General features: G+C 72.4%; 20 protein-coding genes. 14 read left to right on the top strand and 6 right to left on the bottom strand.

Annotation, left to right across the window (positions count from 1 at the left end; translation table 11 throughout):
* Window positions 1-53 precede the first annotated feature (53 nt).
* Window positions 54-1,172, top strand: a complete 1,119-nt coding sequence (locus DSM112329_RS19535) for an alpha-hydroxy-acid oxidizing protein (protein ID WP_354698234.1) — start codon at window positions 54-56, stop codon at window positions 1,170-1,172.
* Window positions 1,173-1,185: 13 nt separating this feature from the next.
* Entirely contained in the window at window positions 1,186-2,334 is a 1,149-nt protein-coding gene (locus DSM112329_RS19530; RefSeq protein ID WP_354698233.1) for an alpha-hydroxy-acid oxidizing protein, read from the top strand.
* 34 nt (window positions 2,335-2,368) lie between these two features.
* Here the strand turns inward: DSM112329_RS19530 and htpX are convergent, their stop codons facing one another.
* Window positions 2,369-3,283 carry a zinc metalloprotease HtpX gene (gene htpX / locus DSM112329_RS19525; RefSeq protein WP_354698232.1) on the bottom strand — a complete coding sequence of 305 codons (915 nt, stop codon included), beginning with the start codon at window positions 3,281-3,283 and terminating at the stop codon, window positions 2,369-2,371.
* Window positions 3,284-3,347: 64 nt separating this feature from the next.
* On the opposite strand from htpX, the gene DSM112329_RS19520 reads away from it, so the two are divergent.
* Together DSM112329_RS19520 and DSM112329_RS19515 are read left to right on the top strand one after the other, a co-directional pair.
* Window positions 3,348-4,148 (top strand): prolipoprotein diacylglyceryl transferase, encoded by an 801-nt coding sequence (locus DSM112329_RS19520; protein ID WP_354698231.1) that lies wholly within the window; start codon window positions 3,348-3,350, stop codon window positions 4,146-4,148.
* Between the two features lie 84 nt (window positions 4,149-4,232).
* Window positions 4,233-4,937: a hypothetical protein gene (locus DSM112329_RS19515; protein WP_354698230.1), complete on the top strand. Its 705-nt coding sequence runs from the start codon at window positions 4,233-4,235 to the stop codon at window positions 4,935-4,937.
* Between the two features lie 38 nt (window positions 4,938-4,975).
* Here the strand turns inward: DSM112329_RS19515 and DSM112329_RS19510 are convergent, their stop codons facing one another.
* Window positions 4,976-5,713: an alpha/beta hydrolase gene (locus DSM112329_RS19510; protein ID WP_354698229.1), complete on the bottom strand. Its 738-nt coding sequence runs from the start codon at window positions 5,711-5,713 to the stop codon at window positions 4,976-4,978.
* A gap of 24 nt (window positions 5,714-5,737) precedes the next feature.
* Here DSM112329_RS19510 and lysA point away from each other — a divergent pair, with 24 nt between their 5' ends.
* The 3 genes from lysA (at window position 5,738) to thrC (ending at window position 9,353) form a co-directional block, all read left to right on the top strand.
* Window positions 5,738-7,030: a diaminopimelate decarboxylase gene (lysA, locus tag DSM112329_RS19505; RefSeq protein WP_354698228.1), complete on the top strand. Its 1,293-nt coding sequence runs from the start codon at window positions 5,738-5,740 to the stop codon at window positions 7,028-7,030.
* Complete coding sequence (locus DSM112329_RS19500; protein ID WP_354698227.1) at window positions 7,020-8,255, top strand: homoserine dehydrogenase; 1,236 nt, start codon at window positions 7,020-7,022, stop codon at window positions 8,253-8,255. Before lysA ends, DSM112329_RS19500 begins: the two co-directional genes overlap by 11 nt.
* 72 nt (window positions 8,256-8,327) lie before the next feature.
* Window positions 8,328-9,353: a threonine synthase gene (thrC, locus tag DSM112329_RS19495; protein WP_354698226.1), complete on the top strand. Its 1,026-nt coding sequence runs from the start codon at window positions 8,328-8,330 to the stop codon at window positions 9,351-9,353.
* Here the strand turns inward: thrC and DSM112329_RS19490 are convergent, their stop codons facing one another.
* On the bottom strand, window positions 9,354-9,635 hold the full coding sequence (locus DSM112329_RS19490; RefSeq protein WP_354698225.1) for a DUF427 domain-containing protein: 282 nt from the start codon (window positions 9,633-9,635) through the stop codon (window positions 9,354-9,356).
* A gap of 49 nt (window positions 9,636-9,684) precedes the next feature.
* On the opposite strand from DSM112329_RS19490, the gene thrB reads away from it, so the two are divergent.
* Complete coding sequence (gene thrB, locus DSM112329_RS19485) at window positions 9,685-10,539, top strand: homoserine kinase (protein ID WP_354698224.1); 855 nt, start codon at window positions 9,685-9,687, stop codon at window positions 10,537-10,539.
* Here thrB and DSM112329_RS19480 read toward each other — a convergent pair.
* Both DSM112329_RS19480 and DSM112329_RS19475 read right to left on the bottom strand, forming a co-directional pair.
* Entirely contained in the window at window positions 10,536-11,327 is a 792-nt protein-coding gene (locus tag DSM112329_RS19480; RefSeq protein WP_354698223.1) for an AAA family ATPase, read from the bottom strand. The genes thrB and DSM112329_RS19480 overlap by 4 nt on opposite strands.
* Before the next feature lie 73 nt (window positions 11,328-11,400).
* Window positions 11,401-11,979, bottom strand: a complete 579-nt coding sequence (locus tag DSM112329_RS19475; RefSeq protein WP_354698222.1) for an FHA domain-containing protein — start codon at window positions 11,977-11,979, stop codon at window positions 11,401-11,403.
* A 232-nt stretch (window positions 11,980-12,211) separates the two neighbouring features.
* Between DSM112329_RS19475 and DSM112329_RS19470 the strand changes: the two genes are divergently transcribed.
* Genes DSM112329_RS19470 through DSM112329_RS19460 form a run of 3 tightly spaced genes read left to right on the top strand, consistent with a single transcriptional unit; the run spans window position 12,212 to window position 13,618 of the window.
* On the top strand, window positions 12,212-12,481 hold the full coding sequence (locus DSM112329_RS19470) for a hypothetical protein (protein WP_354698221.1): 270 nt from the start codon (window positions 12,212-12,214) through the stop codon (window positions 12,479-12,481).
* Between the two features lie 54 nt (window positions 12,482-12,535).
* Window positions 12,536-13,051: an SRPBCC family protein gene (locus DSM112329_RS19465; RefSeq protein WP_354698220.1), complete on the top strand. Its 516-nt coding sequence runs from the start codon at window positions 12,536-12,538 to the stop codon at window positions 13,049-13,051.
* Between the two features lie 18 nt (window positions 13,052-13,069).
* Window positions 13,070-13,618, top strand: a complete 549-nt coding sequence (locus DSM112329_RS19460; RefSeq protein WP_354698219.1) for a hypothetical protein — start codon at window positions 13,070-13,072, stop codon at window positions 13,616-13,618.
* Window positions 13,619-13,667: 49 nt separating this feature from the next.
* Here the strand turns inward: DSM112329_RS19460 and DSM112329_RS19455 are convergent, their stop codons facing one another.
* On the bottom strand, window positions 13,668-15,485 hold the full coding sequence (locus tag DSM112329_RS19455; RefSeq protein ID WP_354698218.1) for a penicillin-binding transpeptidase domain-containing protein: 1,818 nt from the start codon (window positions 15,483-15,485) through the stop codon (window positions 13,668-13,670).
* A 166-nt stretch (window positions 15,486-15,651) separates the two neighbouring features.
* On the opposite strand from DSM112329_RS19455, the gene DSM112329_RS19450 reads away from it, so the two are divergent.
* The 3 genes from DSM112329_RS19450 to DSM112329_RS19440 all read left to right on the top strand — a co-directional run bounded on the left by DSM112329_RS19450 (window position 15,652) and on the right by DSM112329_RS19440 (window position 20,087).
* Window positions 15,652-16,806 (top strand): MarP family serine protease, encoded by a 1,155-nt coding sequence (locus DSM112329_RS19450; RefSeq protein ID WP_354698217.1) that lies wholly within the window; start codon window positions 15,652-15,654, stop codon window positions 16,804-16,806.
* A gap of 99 nt (window positions 16,807-16,905) precedes the next feature.
* On the top strand, window positions 16,906-19,224 hold the full coding sequence (locus DSM112329_RS19445) for a DNA topoisomerase 3 (RefSeq protein WP_354698216.1): 2,319 nt from the start codon (window positions 16,906-16,908) through the stop codon (window positions 19,222-19,224).
* Window positions 19,221-20,087: a hypothetical protein gene (locus DSM112329_RS19440; RefSeq protein WP_354698215.1), complete on the top strand. Its 867-nt coding sequence runs from the start codon at window positions 19,221-19,223 to the stop codon at window positions 20,085-20,087. Before DSM112329_RS19445 ends, DSM112329_RS19440 begins: the two co-directional genes overlap by 4 nt.
* Window positions 20,088-20,214 lie beyond the last annotated feature (127 nt).

Genomic DNA, 20,214 nt, shown 5'->3' with positions numbered 1-20,214 from the left:
AGAAACTCGACAGTCGGCGCGTGGGCGACGGTCGGCCTGCGAGACTCCGGCTCATGGCGACCGCCGCAGCCACCATCCCGAAGGACCTCTCTCGCCTCGAGGCGCAGGCTGCCGGGGTCCTCAGCCCGGAGGCGCTCGCGTACATCCTCGCCGGGGCGGGTGATGCCGGCACCACGCGCGCCAACGCCGCGGCGTTCCGGCGCTGGAAGATCAAGCCGCGCAAGGGCCGGCGGCCGCGGAAGGTCGACCTCTCGACCACGATCCTGGGGACGAGGATGCCCGCGCCGGTGCTGTTCGCGCCGGTCGGGGTGCAGACGCTCGCGCACCCGGAGGGCGACCTGGCCACCGCGCGCGCCGCGGCCGAGCTCGGCCTGACCTACCTGCACTCCACCCAGGCCGCGTACAAGATGGAGGACGTCGCAGCGGCCAACGGCGACGGCTCCCGGTGGTACCAGCTGTACTGGCCGACGGACGACGAGCTGACCAAGTCCTTCCTGCGCCGGGCCAAGGCGGCCGGCTACACGCACCTCGTCATCACCCTCGACACCACGCTGCTCGGCTGGCGGCCGCGCGACCTCGACCGCGGGTACTCGCCGTTCCTCGAGAACAAGGGCATCGCGAACTACACGAGCGACCCCGTCTTCCAGCGCAAGCTCGTCGCACCTGCGAACGTGGCCCCGCTGCCGGCGGGCATCATCTTCTCCGGCGTCTTCCAGAACCCCGGACTCAGCTGGGATCAGCTCCCGCTCATCCGCTCCAGCTGGGACGGCCCGATCCTGCTCAAGGGCATCCAGAGCCCGCTGGACGCGAAGCTCGCCGTCGAGCACAAGATCGACGGCATCATCGTCTCGAACCACGGTGGGCGTCAGGTCGACGGGGCGATCGCGTCGCTCGACGCACTGCGCCCGATCGTCAAGGCGGTGGGCAACGAGCTGCCGGTGCTGTTCGACTCCGGGATCCGCACGGGCCGCGACGTGTTCAAGGCGCTGGCGCTCGGCGCCGACGCCGTGCTCGTCGGTCGGCCCTACCTGTACGGGCTCGCCCTGGGCGGGCAGGCCGGGACCCACACGGTCATGCAGCGCCTGGTCGACGAGCTCGAGACGGAAGTCCGCAAGGCCGGCCGCCGCAGCCATCGCAGCCTGTCCCGCTCCTCCCTGATCCGCACACCGTAGGCCGAGGCCGCTCATGTCCGAACGCACCCGTCGTCAGTTCCTCGAGGTCGCCGGCGCCGCCGCGGCCACCGCCGTCCTCGCTCCGTCCGCGCTGGCGAGCGGCCGTGTGACACCCGTCCGGGCGGCCCCGGAGCTGCCCCTGCCTGCGCTCCCGCTGGGCCCGACCGCCCCGTACTCGAGCTACCAGTCGGAGATCTACATCGGCGGGATGGGACTCGGCACCAAGCCGCCCTTCACGACCAACCTGGCGGGTCTGGAGGCGGCCGCGGCACGGGTGCTCCCCGAGTCCGCCAGGCGGCACCTGATCGCCGCGGCCGGCGGTGCGGCCGCTGCGGACGCGAACGTGCGGGCGCTCGACGCCTGGCGGATCGTGCCGCGGATGTTCATCGACCGCGAGAAGCGCGACCTGCGCACCTCGCTGCTCGGCGTCACGATGCCGACCCCGATCATCCTCGGACCGGTCGGTCGGCAGGCCCTGGCGCACGCCGACGCCGAGGCCGGGTCCGCCCGGGCCGCAGCAGGCCTGGGGCTCACCTACGTGCACTCCGCGCAGGCGAGCACCCCGGTCGAGGGCATCGCAGCGGGTGCGCCCACGGCGCCGAGCGGCTCGCGCTGGTTCGCCGTCGACTGGCCCGACGGCGCCCCCGACGTCGCGCTGCTCCGCCGGGCGCGGCTTGCCGGCTGCACCCACCTCGTGCTCGCGCCGCCGCAACCCGGCGGGAGCTGGTCGGCGCTCGCGCAGATCCGCAGCGCCTGGAGCGGGCCGATCGTGCTCAGCGGCATCCAGAACGTCGCGGACGCGCGGGACGCCGTCAGCCGTGGCCTCGACGGGATCGTGGTGTCGAACGAGCGCGGACGCCGCGGCGCAAAGCCCGCCGGGACGATCGACATCCTGCCGCGGATCGCCGACGCCGTCGGGAGCAGGGTCCCGGTGCTGTTCGGCTCCGGTGTCCGCACGGGGACCGACGTCTACCGGGCGCTGGCCCTCGGGGCCGACGCCGTCGTCGTCGGCCGCCCCTACGTCCACGGCCTGGCGCTCGGCGGGGAGGGCGGCGTCCGCCACATGCTCCGCACGCTGATCGCCGAGCTCGACATCACCCTGGCGATCGCCGGCGTCGCGAGCCGCCGCGACCTCGACCCGGGCGCGCTCGTCCGGTCGTGACTCGGTCGCCTGCGGGCGGCAGCCGGCGCGGACGCTACTCCCAGCGCCCGCCGCTCGGTGCACCCTGCAGCTGGCCCTCGAGGCGGCTGAGCGCCTCGATCCGCTTCTCCATCGGGGGGTGCGTCGCGAACAGCGAGCCGATGCCCGCCTTCACCTTCGGCGGGAAGATGAAGAACGCCGCGAGCTCCTGCGTGCGCAGGTCCTGCGTGGGGATCCGGTCCATCTGGCCGCTGATCTTCAGCAGCGCGCTCGACAGCGCCGACGGCCGGCCCGTGATGACGGCCGCGCCACGGTCGGCGGCGAACTCGCGGTACCGGCTCAGCGCCTGCATGAGCAGGAAGCTCACGACGTAGACCACGGCGGAGATCAGGATCAGGCCGAGGGCACCGATGTTGTCGTCGTCGTTGTCCCGCCCGCCGCCGGTGAAGTAGAAGCCCCACTGCACGATCATCGAGGCGATCGACGCGAAGAAGCTCGCGAAGGTCATGATCGCGACGTCGCGGTTGGCGACGTGGGTCAGCTCGTGCGCCATCACGCCCTCGAGCTCGGCGGGCGAGAGCAGGTCCATGATCCCCGTCGTGGCGCAGACCACGGCGTTGTCCTTGCGGATGCCCATCGCGAAGGCGTTCGGCATCGCGTTCTGGGCGACGGCGATCCGCGGCTTCGGCAGGTCGGCGCTGATGCACAGGCGCTCGATCATGCCGTGCAGCTCCGGCGCCTCCTGGGGCGTGACCTCGCGGGCGCCCATCGCGCGCATCGCGAGCTTCTCGGAGGCGAAGGCCTGGAACAGGAACAGCCCGCCGGCGATCAGCGCGATCGTGATGCCGCTGGCGCCGGACGCGAACAGGGCGCCGACCAGGACGACATAAACGAGGCCCAGCAGGAACATCGTCGTGAGCATCCGGACCTGCAGGCCGGTGTCGCGGCCGAACGATCGAGGTGGGGCCATCCATCGAGGATAGGGGGAGGTGGTGACCCCCTTGAGGACGCGCCGGGCTACGCTCCCGGGCTGAATGCAGCCCGACATCGACATCCTCGGCCTCTCCCTGAAGACCTTCGGGCTGCTGTTCGCCCTCGGCTTCCTGGCCGCCGGGGCCGTGCTCGCCCGGCGGCTGCGCGAGCTCGGCAAGTCCCCGGACTGGGCCTACGAGATCGTCTTCGCCGCGCTGATCGGCGGTCTGGTCGGGTCGCGCCTCTACTACCTCGTCCAGAACTACGACAAGGTCAAGGACGACCTGCTCGGCGGCATCTTCGGGGGCGCGGGGCTCGTCTGGTACGGCGGCGCGATCGGCGGCGCGATCGCGGTGCTGATCTGGGCCTGGCGTCGCGGGATGCTCAACGCCTCGCTGCTGGACCTGTGCTCGCCGCCGCTCGCGCTCGGCTACGCCATCGGCCGGGTCGGCTGCCAGATCTCGGGGGACGGCGACTACGGCAAGCCGTGGGACGGGCCCTGGGCGATGGCCTACCCGGAGGGCACCGTTCCGACGACCGTCGAGGTCCACCCGACGCCGATCTACGAGACGCTCGCCATGGGCCTGTGGGCGTACGTGCTGTGGTCGCTCCGGGACCGCCTCCGGCCAGGGGCGCTCTTCGCGCTGTACCTGCTCGGGGCCGGCGTCGAGCGCTTCCTCGTCGAGTTCCTGCGGAGGAACGAGGACACCTTCGCCGGGCTGACCACCGCGCAGCTCGAGAGCCTGGGCATGGCGGTCGCGGGTACGGCGCTGCTGCTGTGGCTCTCCCGCAAGCCCGGTGGCCTGCGCCCGCCGGCACGCCCCGCGGCCGCTGGACCCGCCGCGGCCGCTCGCGCGACCTGACGAGCGCCTACGCGCCAATAGTGCCGCCCGGCCTAAAGGTCGGCCGGCGGCCTGCCGATAGCTCTGCGGCAGCGCCGTCGCCCCATGCCCAGCCTGACCGCCCATCGCGCCACGATCGCCGGGGTCGGCACGACCGCCGTCATGCTGGCGGCCGTCATCACGGTGTCGGTCCTCGTCGGCGGTCTCGTCGCCTTCACCGCGTCCCCGGCCGGCCCGATCTCCAGCGGCGCCCCGTCGCTGGCCCTCCCGTCGACCGTGACCGGCACCGCGCCGGGGTCCGGCACCGGGACGACGGTCGCGCTCGTCCTGCCGCCGGCCACGACGGTCGCCGCCGGCGCGGAGGCCCCCGCGGCGCCGTCCGCGCTGACCTCCGGCAGCAGCGCGACGCGCGATCCCCGGGTCCAGGTCGGCGGTTCCAGGACGACGACGCAGTCCGCCGGCGACCCGCCGGCCACGACCACCACCGCGCCGCCGCCCCCGTCCACGCAGGCGACGACCCCCACCACGCCACCGCCCGTGAGGCCGGTCCTCGGGAGCGCCGAAGCGCCGCTGAAGCCCGTCACCGACGCCCTGGCCGACACGACCGCCGCCACCGGGAGCGGCCTGGGCGGTGCCGTCAAGGCCACGACGGACGGCCTGGGAAACATCGTCGGCGCGGTCGTCCCGGGCCTGGGGGAGACGCTCAAGCAGGTCGGCGCGGGCGCGAGCACGATCGTGTCGGCGACGACGGACATCCTGGCCGCGATCGTCCGCCGCCTGGGCGGGGACACCACGGGCAAGCAGCCCTGACGCCCCCGCCCGCTGACAGGTTGTGCACCGCTATCGCGTCACAACCTGTCAGCGGATGCGCGCAGGGCGCGCGTGAGGAACCGGACGGAGACGCCCGTGAGCTCGCCGTCGTGCTGGATGGACTGGTGGTGCCCGCCCGGCATCTCGACGAGCTTCGCCTGGGGCGCCAGCGCCGCCAGCTCCCGCGACTGCTCGACCGGGACCGACAGGTCGCCGGTGGCGTGCATCAGCAGCAGTGGGACGTCGAGCCCGGCCGCCGCCGCGTGCACGCCGTGCCGGTCCAGGAGCAGCTCGACCGCGGGCCGGTCGACCGCGAAGGCGAAACGCCCCTCGCGCAGGCCTCGGCGCAGGCCCTCGTCGCCGGCCGGGCAGACGGCGACCACCGCGTCGGCGCCGACCTCCGCAGCGGTCACGAGCGCCAGGTAGCCGCCCATGCTGGACCCGCGTAGTGCCAGGCGGGCCGCAGCCGGGCCGTCGGCCAGCCCGGCGAGCCACCCGCAGGCCCGGTCGCACATCGCCGCGACGTCGTCCAGCACCCGGCCGTCCAGCTCGCCGCCGGTCTCGCCGTGGCCGCGGGCGTCGAAGCCGACTGCCACCAGGCCGGCCAGCGCCGCGGTCCGCGCGAAGTCGAACTGGTTCTCCTTGCAGGAGTCGGCGCCGTGCAGGATCACGACGGCCCCGTGGGCCGGCCGGGACGGGTCCGGGTCGAACCGCGCCCACGCCAGGCCGTGGTGCCGTCCGGTCTCCGAGGGTGGCTGGCCGTGGACGACGCGCATGGCGTGGCATGATCCCGGGCCGCCATGCCTGCCGTCCACCTCGACCCCGCCCTCGCCGCGATCTACCCGCTCGGGAGCGAGCTCGACGCGCGCGGGCGCCTGCAGATCGGCGGCTGCGATGCGCTCGACCTGGCCCGCGAGTTCGGGACGCCCGCCTACTTCGTCGTCGAGGACGACCTGCGCACCCGCGCCCAGCACTTCGTCGCTGCGTTCAGGGCCGCGAGCCCGACGGCTGAGGTCGTGTTCGCCTCCAAGGCCTTCCCCTGCACCGCGGTCTACCGCGTGCTCGCCGAGGAGGGCATCGGGTGCGATGTCGCCAGCGGCGGTGAGCTGGCCAGCGCCCTGCGCGGCGGGTTCGCTCCCGAGCACATCCACCTGCACGGCAACGCGAAGTCCGAGGAGGAGCTCGCGTTCGCCGTCGAGACCGGCATCGGCGCGATCGTGGTCGACAACGACGACGAGATCACGCGCCTGATCCGCGTCCTCGCGCAGCGCGACGCGCGGCAGACCGTCCTGATCCGCGTGGCGCCCGGGGTCAGCCCGGACACCCACCCGTCGATCTCGACCGGGGGCCCGAACACGAAGTTCGGCTTCAACGTCGACGCGGCCCGCGACGCGATCGCTCGCCTGGAGGCCGAGGAGCGCATCGACCTCGAGGGCATCCACTTCCACATCGGCTCGCAGATCATGGAGCTCGCGCCCTTCGGCGCTGCACTGCGAGCGGTCTGCGAGCTGGGCGACTTCCCGACCTACAACCTCGGCGGCGGCCTCGGCGTGCAGTACACGACCGACGGGGTGGAGCCGCCGACCGTCGAGGAGTACGCCGCCGCGAAGGTCAAGCAGGTCCACGACATCTTCGGTCCCGGCAAGAAGGTCATCGACGAGCCCGGCCGGGCGCTCACGGCCCGCTCGACCGTCACCCTCTATACGGTGCAGTCGGTCAAGCAGAACGTCCTCAACTGGGTCGCCGTCGACGGCGGCATGTCGGACAACCTGCGTCCGATGCTCTACGACGCCCGGTACGAGATCGACGTGGCCGATCGCTTCGTCGGCAACGAGCCGGCCGGCGACGACGTCGTCGCCCACGTCACCGGCAAGCACTGCGAGTCCGGCGACCTGCTCGTGAAGGACGCCCGCCTGAACGCGCCCCGCGCCGGCGACGTGCTCGTGACTCCCGTCACCGGCGCCTACGGCCACGCGATGGCCAACACCTACAACGGCAGCCCCCGGCCGCCTGTGATCTTCGTCAAGGACGGCGACGCCCGTGTCGTCGTCCGCCGCGAGACCCGAGAGGATCTGTTCGCCCGTGACGTCTGAGCCCGAGGACTTCCGCATCGCCCTGATCGGGCACGGCACGGTGGGCGGCGCGCTCGCCGAGCTGCTGCCCGGCCGTGCGGACCACATCGCCGCGGTGACCGGCATGCGCCCGGTCATCACCGGCGTGCACACGCGCTCCAACGGGACGACGTTCGCCGACATCCTCGAGGGCGCCGACCTGGTCGCGGAGATGATCGGCGGCCTCGAGCCGGCCCGCACCTACTGCCTGGAGGCGATGGCCGCGGGCAAGCACGTCGTCACCGCGAACAAGCAGCTGCTGGCCCATCACGGCGAGGAGCTGTGGGCCGCTGCGCGCGAGAACGGCGTCCAGCTGCGGTTCGAGGCCGCGGTCGCCGGCGTCGTCCCCGTCATCCGCGTCCTGCAGGAGTCGCTGGCCGGCGCCCACGTCGACCGCGTCACCGGGATCGTCAACGGGACGACGAACTTCATCCTCACGCGGATGGCCGAGACCGGTGCCTCCTACGCCGACGCGCTGAAGGAGGCGCAGGCGCTGGGCTACGCCGAGGCCGACCCGACCGACGACGTCAACGGCAAGGACGCCGCCGCCAAGATGGCGATCCTCGCCCGGCTCGCGTTCGACACGCCCGTCCACATCGACGACGTCACCTGGGAGGGCATCGAGCACCTCACCGGGGACGACATGGCGTACGCGCAGGACTTCGGCCTCGGCCTGAAGCTGATCGGGACGGCCGAGCGGGTGGGGGACGGCATCGCTGTCAGCGTCCACCCGGCGTTCCTCTACAAGGGGCACCCCCTGGCGTCCGTGAACGGCCCGTACAACGCCGTCACCGTCGAGTCCGAGGCGATCACGGAGATCACGATGTCCGGGCCCGGCGCCGGCGGCCCGCAGACCGCGAGCGCCGTTCTGGGGGACATCATCAGCGCGATGATCCCGCCGGCCTCGACGCCCGAGACGACGCAGTCGCTGCCGATCGTGGACGACGTGAAATCCGCGTTCTACCTGCACCTGGAGGTCGCCGACCGCCCCGGCGTGCTGGCCCAGGTCGCCCAGGTCCTGGGTCTGCAGGGCGCGTCCGTGAAGTCCGTGGTCCAGAAGGGCCTGGGGACGGACGCCCGCCTGGTGATGGTCGTCCACCCATTGCTGGAGTCCCGCATGCTGGCCGCCGTCGAGCTGATCGGCGGCCTGGAGTTCGTGCGCGGCCGGCCGCGTGTCATCCGTGTGATCGAGGAGGAGTACGCGTGATGCCTCGCGCAGAGCGCTCGACATCACGCCGCGAGTTCGCCCAGGGGGCGAACGTCGCAACTGGAGAAACCCATGACTGAACGCCGTCCAGGCCTCATCCACCGCTTCCTCGACCGGCTCCCGTTCGAGGCGGACGACCCGATCGTCACGCTGCAGGAGGGCTCCACGCCGCTCGTGCACGCGCCGTACCTGTCCGCACGCGTCGGTGCGGACGTGTACCTGAAGATCGAGGGCGCGAACCCGACCGGGTCCTTCAAGGACCGCGGCATGTGCTGCGCGGTCACCCAGGCCGTCAAGGAGGGGGCCGAGGCCGTCATCTGCGCGTCCACCGGGAACACCGCCGCCAGCGCCGCGGCGTACGCGGCCCGTGCCGGCCTGCGCGGCGCGGTCATCGTCCCCGACGGCAAGATCGCCACCGGCAAGCTCGCCCAGGCGCTGATGCACGGCGCCCGCGTTATCGCGCTGCGCGGCAACTTCGACCAGGCCCTGGAGCTCGTCCGCGAACTGACCGACAAGCACCCGATCGCACTGGTGAACTCGGTCAACCCGTACCGCCTGGCCGGCCAGAAGACCGCGGCCTTCGAGATCCTGGAGGAGCTCGGCGACCTCGACGCGCTGTGCATCCCCGTCGGCAACGCGGGCAACATCACCGCGTACTGGGAGGGCTTCACCGAGGCCGAGAAGGCCCCGCGAATGCTGGGCTTCCAGGCCGCGGGCGCAGCGCCGCTCGTGTCCGGTCACCGGGTCGAGAACCCCGAGACGGTCGCCAGCGCGATCCGGATCGGGAACCCGGCTCGCTGGGAGGAGGCGATGGCCGCGATGACGCAGTCCAAGGGCCGCATCTCCGCCGTCACGGACGAGGAGATCCTGGACGCCTACCGGCTGCTGGCCGGCAAGGAGGGCGTCTTCTGCGAGCCCGCCAGCGCGGCCTCGGTCGCCGGCCTCCTGAAGTACGGGACGGACGGAGCGAGCAGCGTCGCGTGCGTCCTGACCGGCCACGGGCTGAAGGACCCCCAGACGGCCCTCGAGCAGTCGGGCTCCGTCCTCCCGTGCGAGCCGACGCTCGGCGCGGTGGAGAAGGCGGTCCTGGGCGGGTAGTTACTCGACGACCGTGACGCCCTTCCAGAAGGCGACGTGGTCCTTGATCTCCTTCGCCGCGTCCTTCGGGTCCGGGTAGTACCAGGCCGCATCCGCGTTGTCCTTGCCGTCGACCGTGACCGTGTAGTAGCTCGCGGTGCCCTTCCACGGGCACATCGAGGTGGTCGGCGTCTCGGTGAAGAGGTCCCGCTTGAGCGCCGACGAGGGGAAGTAGTGGTTGCCCTCGACGACCACGGTCTCGTCGGACTCGGCAATGACGGTGTCGTTCCAGATGGCTCGCATGCCATCCAGCGTAGGACCTCGGCGAAGGCGGGCCAGATACCTTGCGCGGATGCAGCGACGTCGCACCGTCAAGGTCCCCGCCAGCTCCGCCAACCTCGGGCCCGGCTTCGACGTGCTCGCCGCAGCGCTCGGGCTGCACATGGAGCTCGAGGTGGTGGAGACGGGCGAGTTCGCCGTCGTGACCGATCTGCCGATCGCGACGGACCGCCGCAACCTCTGCGTGCGCGGGTTCGAGCACCTGCACCCGGCGGACACGTTCGAGTTCCGGATCACGTCCGGCATCCCGCTCAGCGGGGGGCTCGGGACGAGCGCCGCGGCCTACGTCGCGGGCCTGATGGCGGCGGACCACCTGTTCGAGCTGGACGCACCGCTGCTGCAGCACGCCACCGAGCTCGAGGGCCACCCGGACAACGTGGCCGCGGCGCTCCACGGCGGCATCGCGCTGTGTGCCGACGGGACGTCGACCCGCATGGGCGCGCCGACCGGCCTCGAGACGGTGATCCTCGTCCCCGACGAGGCGGTCCGCACGAAGCTCGCCCGCGCCGCGCTGCCGGCCGAGGTGCCGATGTCCGAGGCCGTCTTCAACACGGCGCACGCGTCGCTGCTGGTGCTCGGCCTGGCGACGGGCGACTACGACCTGATCGCGCGCGGCCTGCAGGACAAGCTCCACCAGGACCGCCGCGCGCACCTGTTCCCGCGGTCGATGGACCTGGTCCGGCGCGCAGCGTCCCTGGGGGCGCTCGGCGCGACGATCTCCGGCGCCGGGCCGACCGTCCTGTTCTGGAGCCACTACGAGCAGACGCCGATGCTGGTGGACGCGCTGCGCGGCGAGGCCGAGGGCTGGGCCCAGGTCCTGCGCGCGCCCCTGGAGACGATGGGCGCGCAGGTGACGTCGGTCGGCTAGGTCGCCGGCGCGGCCGGCAGGTGCTCGGCCAGCCGCTCGCGGGCCTCTTCGCGGCCCAGCCGCCGCAGGACCTCGTCCCCCAGCAGCAGGTAGTCCTCGGCCAGGTCCGGCCGGTACTCGAGGATCGACACCGCGCGTTCCGCCGAGCCCGCGTAGGCGATCGACGAGCGGATCGTCGTGTCGAAGAGCTTGTCGCCCACGTGCTCGCGGAGCGAGACGAACGCCTCCCGCGAGTGCACCGTCCGCATGTCGGCGATGTTGAAGAACACGCCGAGCCAGGTGAGGTCGGGGTTCAGGCCGTCGCGGGCCAGGTCGATGACCTCCAGCGCCTGCTCGACGCCCTGCAGGGCGAAGTACTGCGCCTCGGAGCTCAGCAGCGCATAGTCCGCGGCGACCAGGGCGTTCACCGTGAGGAGCCCGAGCGCCGGCGGGCAGTCGATCAGGATGACGTCGTACTTCTTCTCGACGTCGCGCAGCGCCTTGCGCATCGTCAGCTCACGGCCCATCTTGCCGGCGAGCTGCAGCTCCGCCTCGGCGAGGGTGAGGTTCGCCGGGATCACGTCGTTGTAAATCGCGTCCTTGGCCTTCGCCCGGCCCGTGAGGACGTCGGCGATCGTGGGATCCGCGTCGGGGGCGACGTCGAAGTAGTCCGAGAGGTTGCCCTGGGGGTCGAGGTCGACCGCCAGGACGGTCAGTCCGGCCAGGCGGAGGACGTCGGTGAGCGTACGCACCGTGGTCGTCTTCCCGGTGCCGCCCTTCTGGGAGAGGATCGCGATCTTGTCGGCCACAGCCGCGGAGTATCGCGGACGCGGCCGACGCTGCTGCAACCGGACCCGCCGTTCAGGCGGTCGATCGGGCCTGTCAGGCGGTGGACGGGGACGACAGGTCGGCGCCCGCGTGGGCCTGTCCGCTGCCGTCGCCGATCAGCACCAGCAGGCGATGCCGGCCGACCACGAGCTCGTCGCCGTCGTCGACGCGGCGGGACGTGATGCGCTCGCCGTCGACGAAGACGCCGTTCAGGGAGCGGTCGTCCAGGACGTAGAGCCCGTCCTCGCGCTGGACCAGGAGGGCATGGCGGCGCGACACGGTCGGATCGTCGAAGCGGATCTCCGCGGTGAGCGTGCGGCCGATGCGGGTGGTCTCCACGGTCAGCGGAACGACACGGAGCTGTTCGCCGTCGAGGAACGCCACGTGCGCGGCGATCGACGGGTCGCGGAGCTCGCGGGCGCGCCGGAGCAAGTCGTCGTGCTCGTCGAGGCCGCTGGCGGCGCGGCGCTGAAAGCGACCCGCGGCGAACAGCGACGCCCGGGCGTAGTCGTTCTCGCCGCAGCTGGGACAGGCGCCGAGTTTCTCCGTCGCGGCCAGGGTGACCACGTAGCCGCAGTTCTCGCACCTGAACGACCCGGTGCCAGCCATCGTGCCCGACGTCAAAGACTCCATGTGACCGTCTCCTCTCGCACGACTCACGCCGTGCGGCCGACCGCAAGTGGGGGTGCTGAGCATCGCCCAACGCCGTAAGCCATGTCTAAAGCGACGTGCGTACGGACACCAGGCTGACCTAGGCAGGGTCGGTACCCGGGGTCCGCCGGACGCAAACTCACCCATCGACGCAACGTCCGTTGCGTGGGCGCGCCGGTGCAGGGTCACCCGCCCAGCTGCCGAAGAAGAGAACATGCTCCGCCCGCTGCTGGCCCTGCAGGAACGTGACCTCGAGCGTCAGCTGCTGCGGCAGAGCGTCGACGAGCTCACCGCGTGCCGCCACTCGTGCGCCGACTGCGGGCGCACCCCGCTCATCGGCGAGCGCGTCCATCGCTACCCGCGCGGGGAGACCGTGTGCGCGCTGTGCCGTCCGCAGCGTTCCGCCGAGCCCGTCTCGACCGATCTGGTGCGTCACAGCGAGCGCGGGCACAGCGTGCGGCTTCGCCCACGGCTCGTCGCCTAGCCGAGCTCGCCGGGACTCCGGTCCCGCCCACCCCGCCGGTAGACTGCTGCTCCGATGGATCCCGTCACGCAGACCGTCCTGGTGTCCCGGCCCGTCGCCGAGGTCTTCGACTACCTCGCCGACATCGCCAACCACCCGGAGTTCCTGGACCACTTCACCTCGGAGTGGAACCTGACCCGGGAGGACACCTACGGCACCGGTGCCGGCGCGCGCTTCAAGTTCCACCAGCGCGGGAACCGCTTCCCGTGGGTCGATCAGACGATCCTCGAGTGCGACGCACCGCGCCGGATCGTCCTCGCGGGCCGCGGCGGGAAGTACAACCGCGTGCGGACCGTCACCGCGTACGCCATCGAGCCGTCGGGCAGCGGAACGCGCGTCACGGTGAGCTTCGAGACCGAGCCGAAGTACCCGTCCGACAAGCTCGTCGACCGGCGTGGCTTCTACAAGCGCCAGTTCGGCAAGGGCCTGCGGCGGCTGGCCGGCATCCTCGAGGACGGCCACGACCGCGGTACGCGCGCCAGCATCGCGGGCGGGGCACGCAAGCCGGCCACCGGCACGCCCCTTCGCTAGATAAGCTCCCGCGCGATCATGAAGCTCCGTCGCCTCGCCCTGCCCATCATCGCCGCCGCGGCCGTCACCGGCCTGTCGGCCTGCGGTGACGACGGCCCCCAGAAGGTGGCCGAGTCCGAGGGCACCTCGGTGACCATCGGCAAGCTCGAGTACCAGGTCCAGATCAGCCGTCAGCTGAACCCGACCGACGTCGAGGACCGCGACTACCTGCAGGGCGTCCCGCCGGTCCAGGAGGACCTCAAGCCCGAGGACGTCTGGTTCGGCATCTTCATCCGCGTGAAGAACCCGAGCGACCAGACCCTCGAGACGGCCGAGGAGTTCACGCTCGAGGACACGATCGACGACGAGTACCGCCCGATCGAGACGACGAGCATCGTGGGCTACAAGCCGACGACCCTCACCCCGGGCGACCTCTTCCCGCACAGCAACGAGACGTCCGCCTACGGCCCGACCCAGGGCAAGCTGCTGCTGTTCAAGCTGACGAACGAGACGCTGGACAACCGCCCGCTCGAGCTGAAGATCACCGCGCCCGACGGTGACGAGGGCGACATCCGCATCGACGTGTGACCGGCGGGCCGTCGCGGCCCGCCACCTTCGTTTCCGGCCGGCTGCGCCGCTACCCCAGCGCAGCGGCGAGCACCTGCCGCGCGACCGGCGCTGCGGTGTCCCCGCCGGCACCGGCCCGCACCAGCAGGACGCCGACCGCCACCTTCGGCGTGATCGCGCCGCCCTTCGGCCCTGACCCGCCGGGGGCGAAGGCCGCGAACCAGGCGGACGTGTCGGTCGTGATCGAGCCCTGGTCGGCGCAGCTCTCCGGGTTGTCCTCGGTCGGGACGCAGTCCTGGGTGCTCTCGAGCTCCGCCGTGCCGGTCTTGCCCGCGACCTTGACGCCCGGCAGCGCGGCGGCCGTGCCGGTGCCGTAGGCGACGACGTCCAGCATCATGCGCCCGGCCGTGCGGGCCGCCGACGGGTCCACGACCGGCTTGAGCTTCGTGTTGTCGGCGCGCTCGTCCATCGCGACGGTCAGGTGCGGCTTGCGGCCACCGAGGCCGATCGTCGCGGCGACGCTGGCCATCTGGAGCGCGGTGGCCTGCACGCGGCCCTGGCCGATCGCCGTGGACCCGAGCGCCAGGTCGTCGCCGATGTCCCCGCCGGCGGGGATGGTCGACGTCGCCGCGCCGGGGATGTCCGGCGCCTTGTTGAACCCGAACTCCTCGGCGGTGGCGACCAGCCGGTCCCCGCCGAGCTGCGCGCCGAGCGGGCCGAAGACCGAGTTGCACGACTTCGCGAAGCTCTGCGCCAGCGTGCCGCCGCACGACTCCCCGTTGGCGTTCTGCAGGTCGACGCCCTCGAGCACGGCCGCCGTCTGGATCGGGTAGCTGTCGGACTCCTTCGCGACGTCGTTCTCCAGGGCGCCGACGAGCGTGATCATCTTGAACGTCGACCCGGGCGGCTGCAGGCCGCTGAAGGCGATGCCCGCGAAGGCGAGCAGCTCGCCGGTGCGCGGGTTGAGGGCGACGACGCCGCCGAGCCGGCCGGCGAGGGCGGCGACCGCGGCCCGCTCGACCGACGGGGCGATCGTCGTCCGGATGGCCTTGGCCTGGCGCGGCGTCCGCTGGGCCAGGACCCGTCCGCCCGCCTGCAGGGTCCCGCCGGGGGTCCCGAGCAGCCGGCTGTCGAGCGCGCGCTCGAGCCCCGAGATGCCGACCTTCGCGTCGGTCGGGACGCCGAGCGCGGTCAGCTCCTCCAGGCGGTCCTTCGGGACCGGTCCCAGCTGTCCCACCGTCTGGGCGGCGACGTCGGCGAGATCGGGTTCGGGCGTGCGGGCGTCGCCCTCGGCCAGCACCTGGTCGTCGCGGGTGAGCAGCTTGCCGCGGGGCGGCAGCTCGACGGTGCGGGTGAGCTCCGCGCCCTGGGGGACGTCGGGGAACACGAGGTTGCGCGTCCACGCGACCCCCGGGTTGTCCCCGTCGCCGGCGAACTCCAGGCGGAGCTTGCCGCGGACGAGGCCGAAGACCCGGGTCCGGACCGTGACCGGGATGTCGACGTGCGTGTCGTCGACCGCCTCGACCGGGCCGGCGACGAACCGGGTCGCCGTGGCAGTCGCGGCAGCTTCGCGGTGCAGCTCGACAAAGCGGGCGAGCGACAGGCGCTCGCGGACGTCCCCGTCGAGCAGGGGGTACATGGCCGCCGGGTCCTGGGCGGCGTAGGCGCGGGCGTACTTCTCGGCGACGGTGACGCTCCCGGCGCGCCCGCCGAGGCCGGACACCAGCAGGTAGCCGCCGGCCAGGACGACGACCAGGATCCCGGCGCCCGCGACCCGGCGGCGGCGCAGAACGGCCTGATCACGGGCGGAGCCGCCCGCTTCCGGGCCGGAGGGGGCGCTGCGGCGGGCGGCAGGTGCACCCTTCCTTGCGTGCGGCGGTCCGGTCAAACCACGGCGGAGGGTACCCGTCGGTCGCAGATCCATGGGCCGATGGGCGCGCATTGTCACACGCGCGCACCTACTGGTGGCCCCGCGCGCCACGTCGGGGCGGGCTCGGGGTCAGGTTCTAGGATGGGCGGCTGCCGACCCGGCCGGACGGGGGCGGTCCCCGGCCATGACCACGATCGACATCGTCATCCTCGTCTTCTGCGTGTTCATGGCGGCCGTCGGCTGGCGCCAGGGCCTGATCGTCGGCGCGCTGTCGCTGGTCGGGTTCGCGGCCGGGGCGCTGGCCGGCACCCGCCTGGCCGCGGCGGTCGTCGACGGCGGGTCGTCGTCCCCGTACGCGCCGCTGTTCGGCCTGGGCGGCGCGCTGCTGGTGGGCGCGGCGCTGTCGGCGGGCCTGGAGGTGCTGGGCATCGGGCTGCGGCGGCGGCTGTCGTCGGTCCCGGGCCTGGCGTCGGTCGACGGCGTCCTCGGCTCGGCGCTGGGGGCCGCGCTGGCCCTCGGCATCTGCTGGGTGGCGGGCGCGGTCACGCTGCAGACCCCGGGCGCGCGCCAGTACCGCGCGGACATCCAGCGCTCGGAGATCCTGTCGCGGCTGAACGACGTCCTGCCCCCGTCGGGCGGGCTGCTGAACGCACTCGCCCGTTTCGACCCGTTCCCCGCGTTCGACGGGCCGGACGCCAACGTCCCCGCGCCCCCGGCGGGCGTCGGCCGCGACCCGCACATCCAGGCCGTAGCCGACTCCATCGTCCGGATCACCGGCACCGCCTGCGGGCTCGGCATCGAGGGCTCCGGGTGGGTCGCCGGACCGGGGATCGTGGTGACGAACGCGCACGTCGTGGCCGGCGAGGACGACACCGTCGTGCAGGTCCGGGGCAGCGGCTCGCGCCTGCCCGCCCGGGCGATCGCGTTCGACCCGCGCAACGACATCGCGGTGCTGGAGGTCGGCGGCCTGGACGCCGAGTCGCTGCCGCTCGCGGACGACCCGCCGGTCGGGCGCCTCGGAGCCATCCTCGGCTTCCCCGGGAACGGGCCGTACGACGTGCGGTCCGCGCGGCTGGGGCCGACCCGGTCGGTGATCAGCGCCGACGCCTACGGCAACGAGGGGGTGCGGCGGTCGATCGTGACGTTCCGCGGGCTCGTGCGGTCCGGGAACTCCGGCGGCCCGGTCGTCGACACGCGGGGACGCGTCATCACGACGGTCTTCGCCACGTCGCGCGACGCGGCCCGGAGGCGCACCGGCTACGGGGTCCCGAACGAGGTGGTCAAGGACCTCCTGGACGGGGCCGGCGACCGCGTGTCGACCGGGCCCTGCGCACCCTGACGCGGCGCCGGCCGTTCCGGACCGGAGTGCGCCGGAGCCGTTCGCAGACGGCGGCCCGCGGCACGGACGGCGCGGCACGGCGCTACGCTGCGCCACCGAATGCCAAAGACCCTCGTCATCGCCGAGAAGCCCTCCGTCGGCAAGGACCTGTCGCGCGTCCTGCCCGGCCCGTTCCAGAAGCACACCGGGACGCAGGACAAGACCGAGCGCTGGCTCGAAGGTCCCGAGCACATCGTCACCTGGGCCGTCGGGCACCTGGTTCAGCTCGCCGATCCGGACGAGTACGACGAGAAGTACAAGAAGTGGCGGATGGCCGACCTGCCGATCGTCCCCAAGACGTTCAAGCTCGTGGTCCGCGACGAGCGCTCGCAGAAGCAGATGGCCGTCGTGAAGAAGCTCCTGCGGGACGACGACGTCGACCTCGTCGTCAACGCCTGCGACGCCGGCCGCGAGGGCGAGCTGATCTTCGCCTACCTCTTCGAGCAGGCGAAGGCCAAGAAGCCGGTGAAGCGGCTGTGGCTGTCGTCGATGACCAACGACGCGATGCGCGAGGCGCTGGCGAACCTGCGGGACTCCGAGGAGACCGCGAAGCTCGAGCAGGCGGCCCGGTCGCGGTCGGAGGCCGACTGGATCGTCGGCATGAACGCGACGCGCGCGGCGACGATCCGGCTGCGGTCCTCGTTCGACGGCGCCGTCTCCCTCGGCCGCGTGCAGACGCCGACCCTGGCGATCATCGCGCGTCGCGACGAGGAGATCCGGGCCTTCGTCCCCGAGGACTACTGGCTCGTCGACGCGACGTTCGCGACCGCGGACGGCCGCCGCTACGAGGGGCGCTACCAGGACCTCACCAAGAAGAGCGACAAGCCGCGGATCGCGTCCGCGGAGCTGGCGCAGGCCGTGGTGGACGCCGTCAGCGGGCAGAGCGGCTCGATCACGAAGCTCACCAAGACCGAGCAGAAGACGATCCCGCCGCTGCTCTACGACCTCACGTCGTTGCAGCGCGACGCGAACACGCGGCACGGCTTCAGCGCCCGCCGGACGCTGGCCGCGGCGCAGCGCTGCTACGAGGAGCACAAGGCGCTCACGTATCCGCGAACCAACTCGAAGTACCTGACGACGGACATGGTCCCGGAGCTGAAGGACATCGTCGGGCACGTCGGCCGGCACGACGAGTACTCGGCCGCCGCGGCCTACGTCAGCTCGCTGGACCTGCTGCCGCTCGAGCGGGTCGTCAACAACGAGAAGGTCGGCGACCACCACGCGATCATCCCGACGAACTCCCCGCACAAGCTCGAGAAGATGAGCTCGGACGACCGGCGCATCTACGACATGGTCGTCCGGCGGTTTCTCGCGATCTTCCACCCCGAGGCCGTCTTCGAGAACACGAAGATCGAGACGACGGTCTTCGAGCACCAGTTCCGCACGAGCGGCAAGGTGCTGATCGTGCCCGGTTGGCGCGGCGTCTACGGGGAGATCCCCGAGGGCGACAAGACCTCGGCCGAGGAGGACGAGGGCCGCGACCAGTCCCTGCCGAAGCTCGAGCAGGGGGAGGCGGTCGACACGAAGAAGGTCGAGTCCGCCGCGAAGCAGACCAAGCCGCCGCGGCGCTACACCGACGCCTCGCTGCTCGGGGCGATGGAGGGGGCCGGCAAGCTCGTCGACGACGAGGAGCTGCGCGAGGCGATGACCGAGACCGGCATCGGCACGCCCGCGACCCGCGCGGCGATCATCGAACGGCTGATCGACGTCGGCTACACCGAGCGCGACGGGCGTGCGCTCGTGGCGACCGAGAAGGGCCTGAACGTCATCCGGCTGCTGGACAACCACCCGCTGACGTCACCGTCGCTGACCGGCGACTGGGAGCACCGCCTCGCCGCGATCGAGGGCGGGACCGAGACGCGCAAGAAGTTCATGGAGGACATCGCGAAGTTCGCGGGCGAGACGGTGGGCGTCCTCGACACGACGCTGAAGGACGTGCGCATCCCGCGGGCGAACCTCGGTCCGTGCCCCGTCTGCGGCCACGACATCATCGAGAACCGCAAGGGCTACTCGTGCTGGGCGCGTGAGGATCCGGGCTGCGGGTTCGTCATCTGGAAGGGCAAGGCCGGCAAGCAGCTGCCGCCGGCCATCGCCCGCGAGCTGATCGCCACCGGCGTCACCGCGAAGCAGGTCACCGGCTTCAAGGGCCGCAGCGGCCGGTCGTTCCGGGCGAAGCTCGCGCTGCAGCAGAGCGAGGACGGCAAGTGGCGCGTCGAGTTCGACGAGGCCTGGGCCAAGGAGGGCGCGAAGCCCCCCGAGGGCGAGGACGAGACCACGCCGCCCGCCGCGGGTGCGGTCACCGCGAGCGGTGCCGCCAAGGAGGCCATCGCCGCTGTCGCGAAGGAGTCCGGGGACAAGAAGGGAACTGAGGCCGCATGAGCATGCGTGGCCTGGTCGTCCTCGTCGTCGCCTGCGTCGGCCTGGTCGCCGGCGGCGTTGCCGGTCCGGCCGCGGCACAGGCGCAGAACCGCGTCCAGGCCGGTGCGGTGGCCAAGACGTCGGGCGCCGTCACCGCGACGCTCAGCTGGAAGGCGGGCCAGTTCGCCGTCACGAAGCCGCGGCTGACGATCGCCCGGGGCGGCACGGTCGTGAGCGACCTCGACGTCAGCGACGTCTGCAAGGACTGCCTGCTCGTCGAGGACACCGCCGGCAACGCCGACGAGGTCTTCACGATCATGCACGTCGCCGACCTGACCGGCGACGGCGAGCCCGAGGTCTCCTTCGACACCTTCTCGAACGGCGCGCACTGCTGCACGACGCAGCGGATCTACGCGTACCGCCCGGCGACGAACTCCTACCGGCGGGTCCTCAGCCTGTACTGGGGCAACGTGGGCTACGAGGTCAAGGACCTCGACGGCGACGGGACGGCCGAGCTGTCCGGCGCGGACGACAGCTTCGCGTACGCCTTCTCCTCGTACGCCGCGTCGGCGTTCCCCCCGAAGGTCCTGAGCCTGAGCCTGAACGCGGCGACCGGCAAGGCCGCCGTCAAGGACATCACGCGGCGGTTCCCCGCGATGATCCGCAGCGACGCGGCGCGCCTGCTAAAGGCGATCCGCGCCGCCAAGCCTGAAGAGAACCGCGAGATCCAAGGCGCGATCGCCGCCTACGTCGCCGAGCAGTACCTGCTCGGCAAGGGCGCGGTCGGGAAGGCCGAGATCGTCCGCGCGCGCAAGCGGGGGCTCACCGCCCCGGGCTTCCAGACGAACCTGCTGGCGTTCCTGAAGCGCACCGGCTACCGCTGAGGACCCCGTCGGGCTGGGCCGGCGGAGCTTGGCCTGGCCGCATCGGACCGGTCGAGGGCGCTGCCGGTGGGGCGTCGGGCTGCGGGGATGAGGTCGCGCTTCACGTTCGCTTCATGCGGGGTGGAGC

This window comes from Paraconexibacter sp. AEG42_29 (assembly GCF_040581415.1).
GTDB lineage: Bacteria > Actinomycetota > Thermoleophilia > Solirubrobacterales > Solirubrobacteraceae > Paraconexibacter.
Note: the sequence above shows the minus strand (reverse complement) of the source record. Positions and strands in the feature narration are given on the sequence as shown.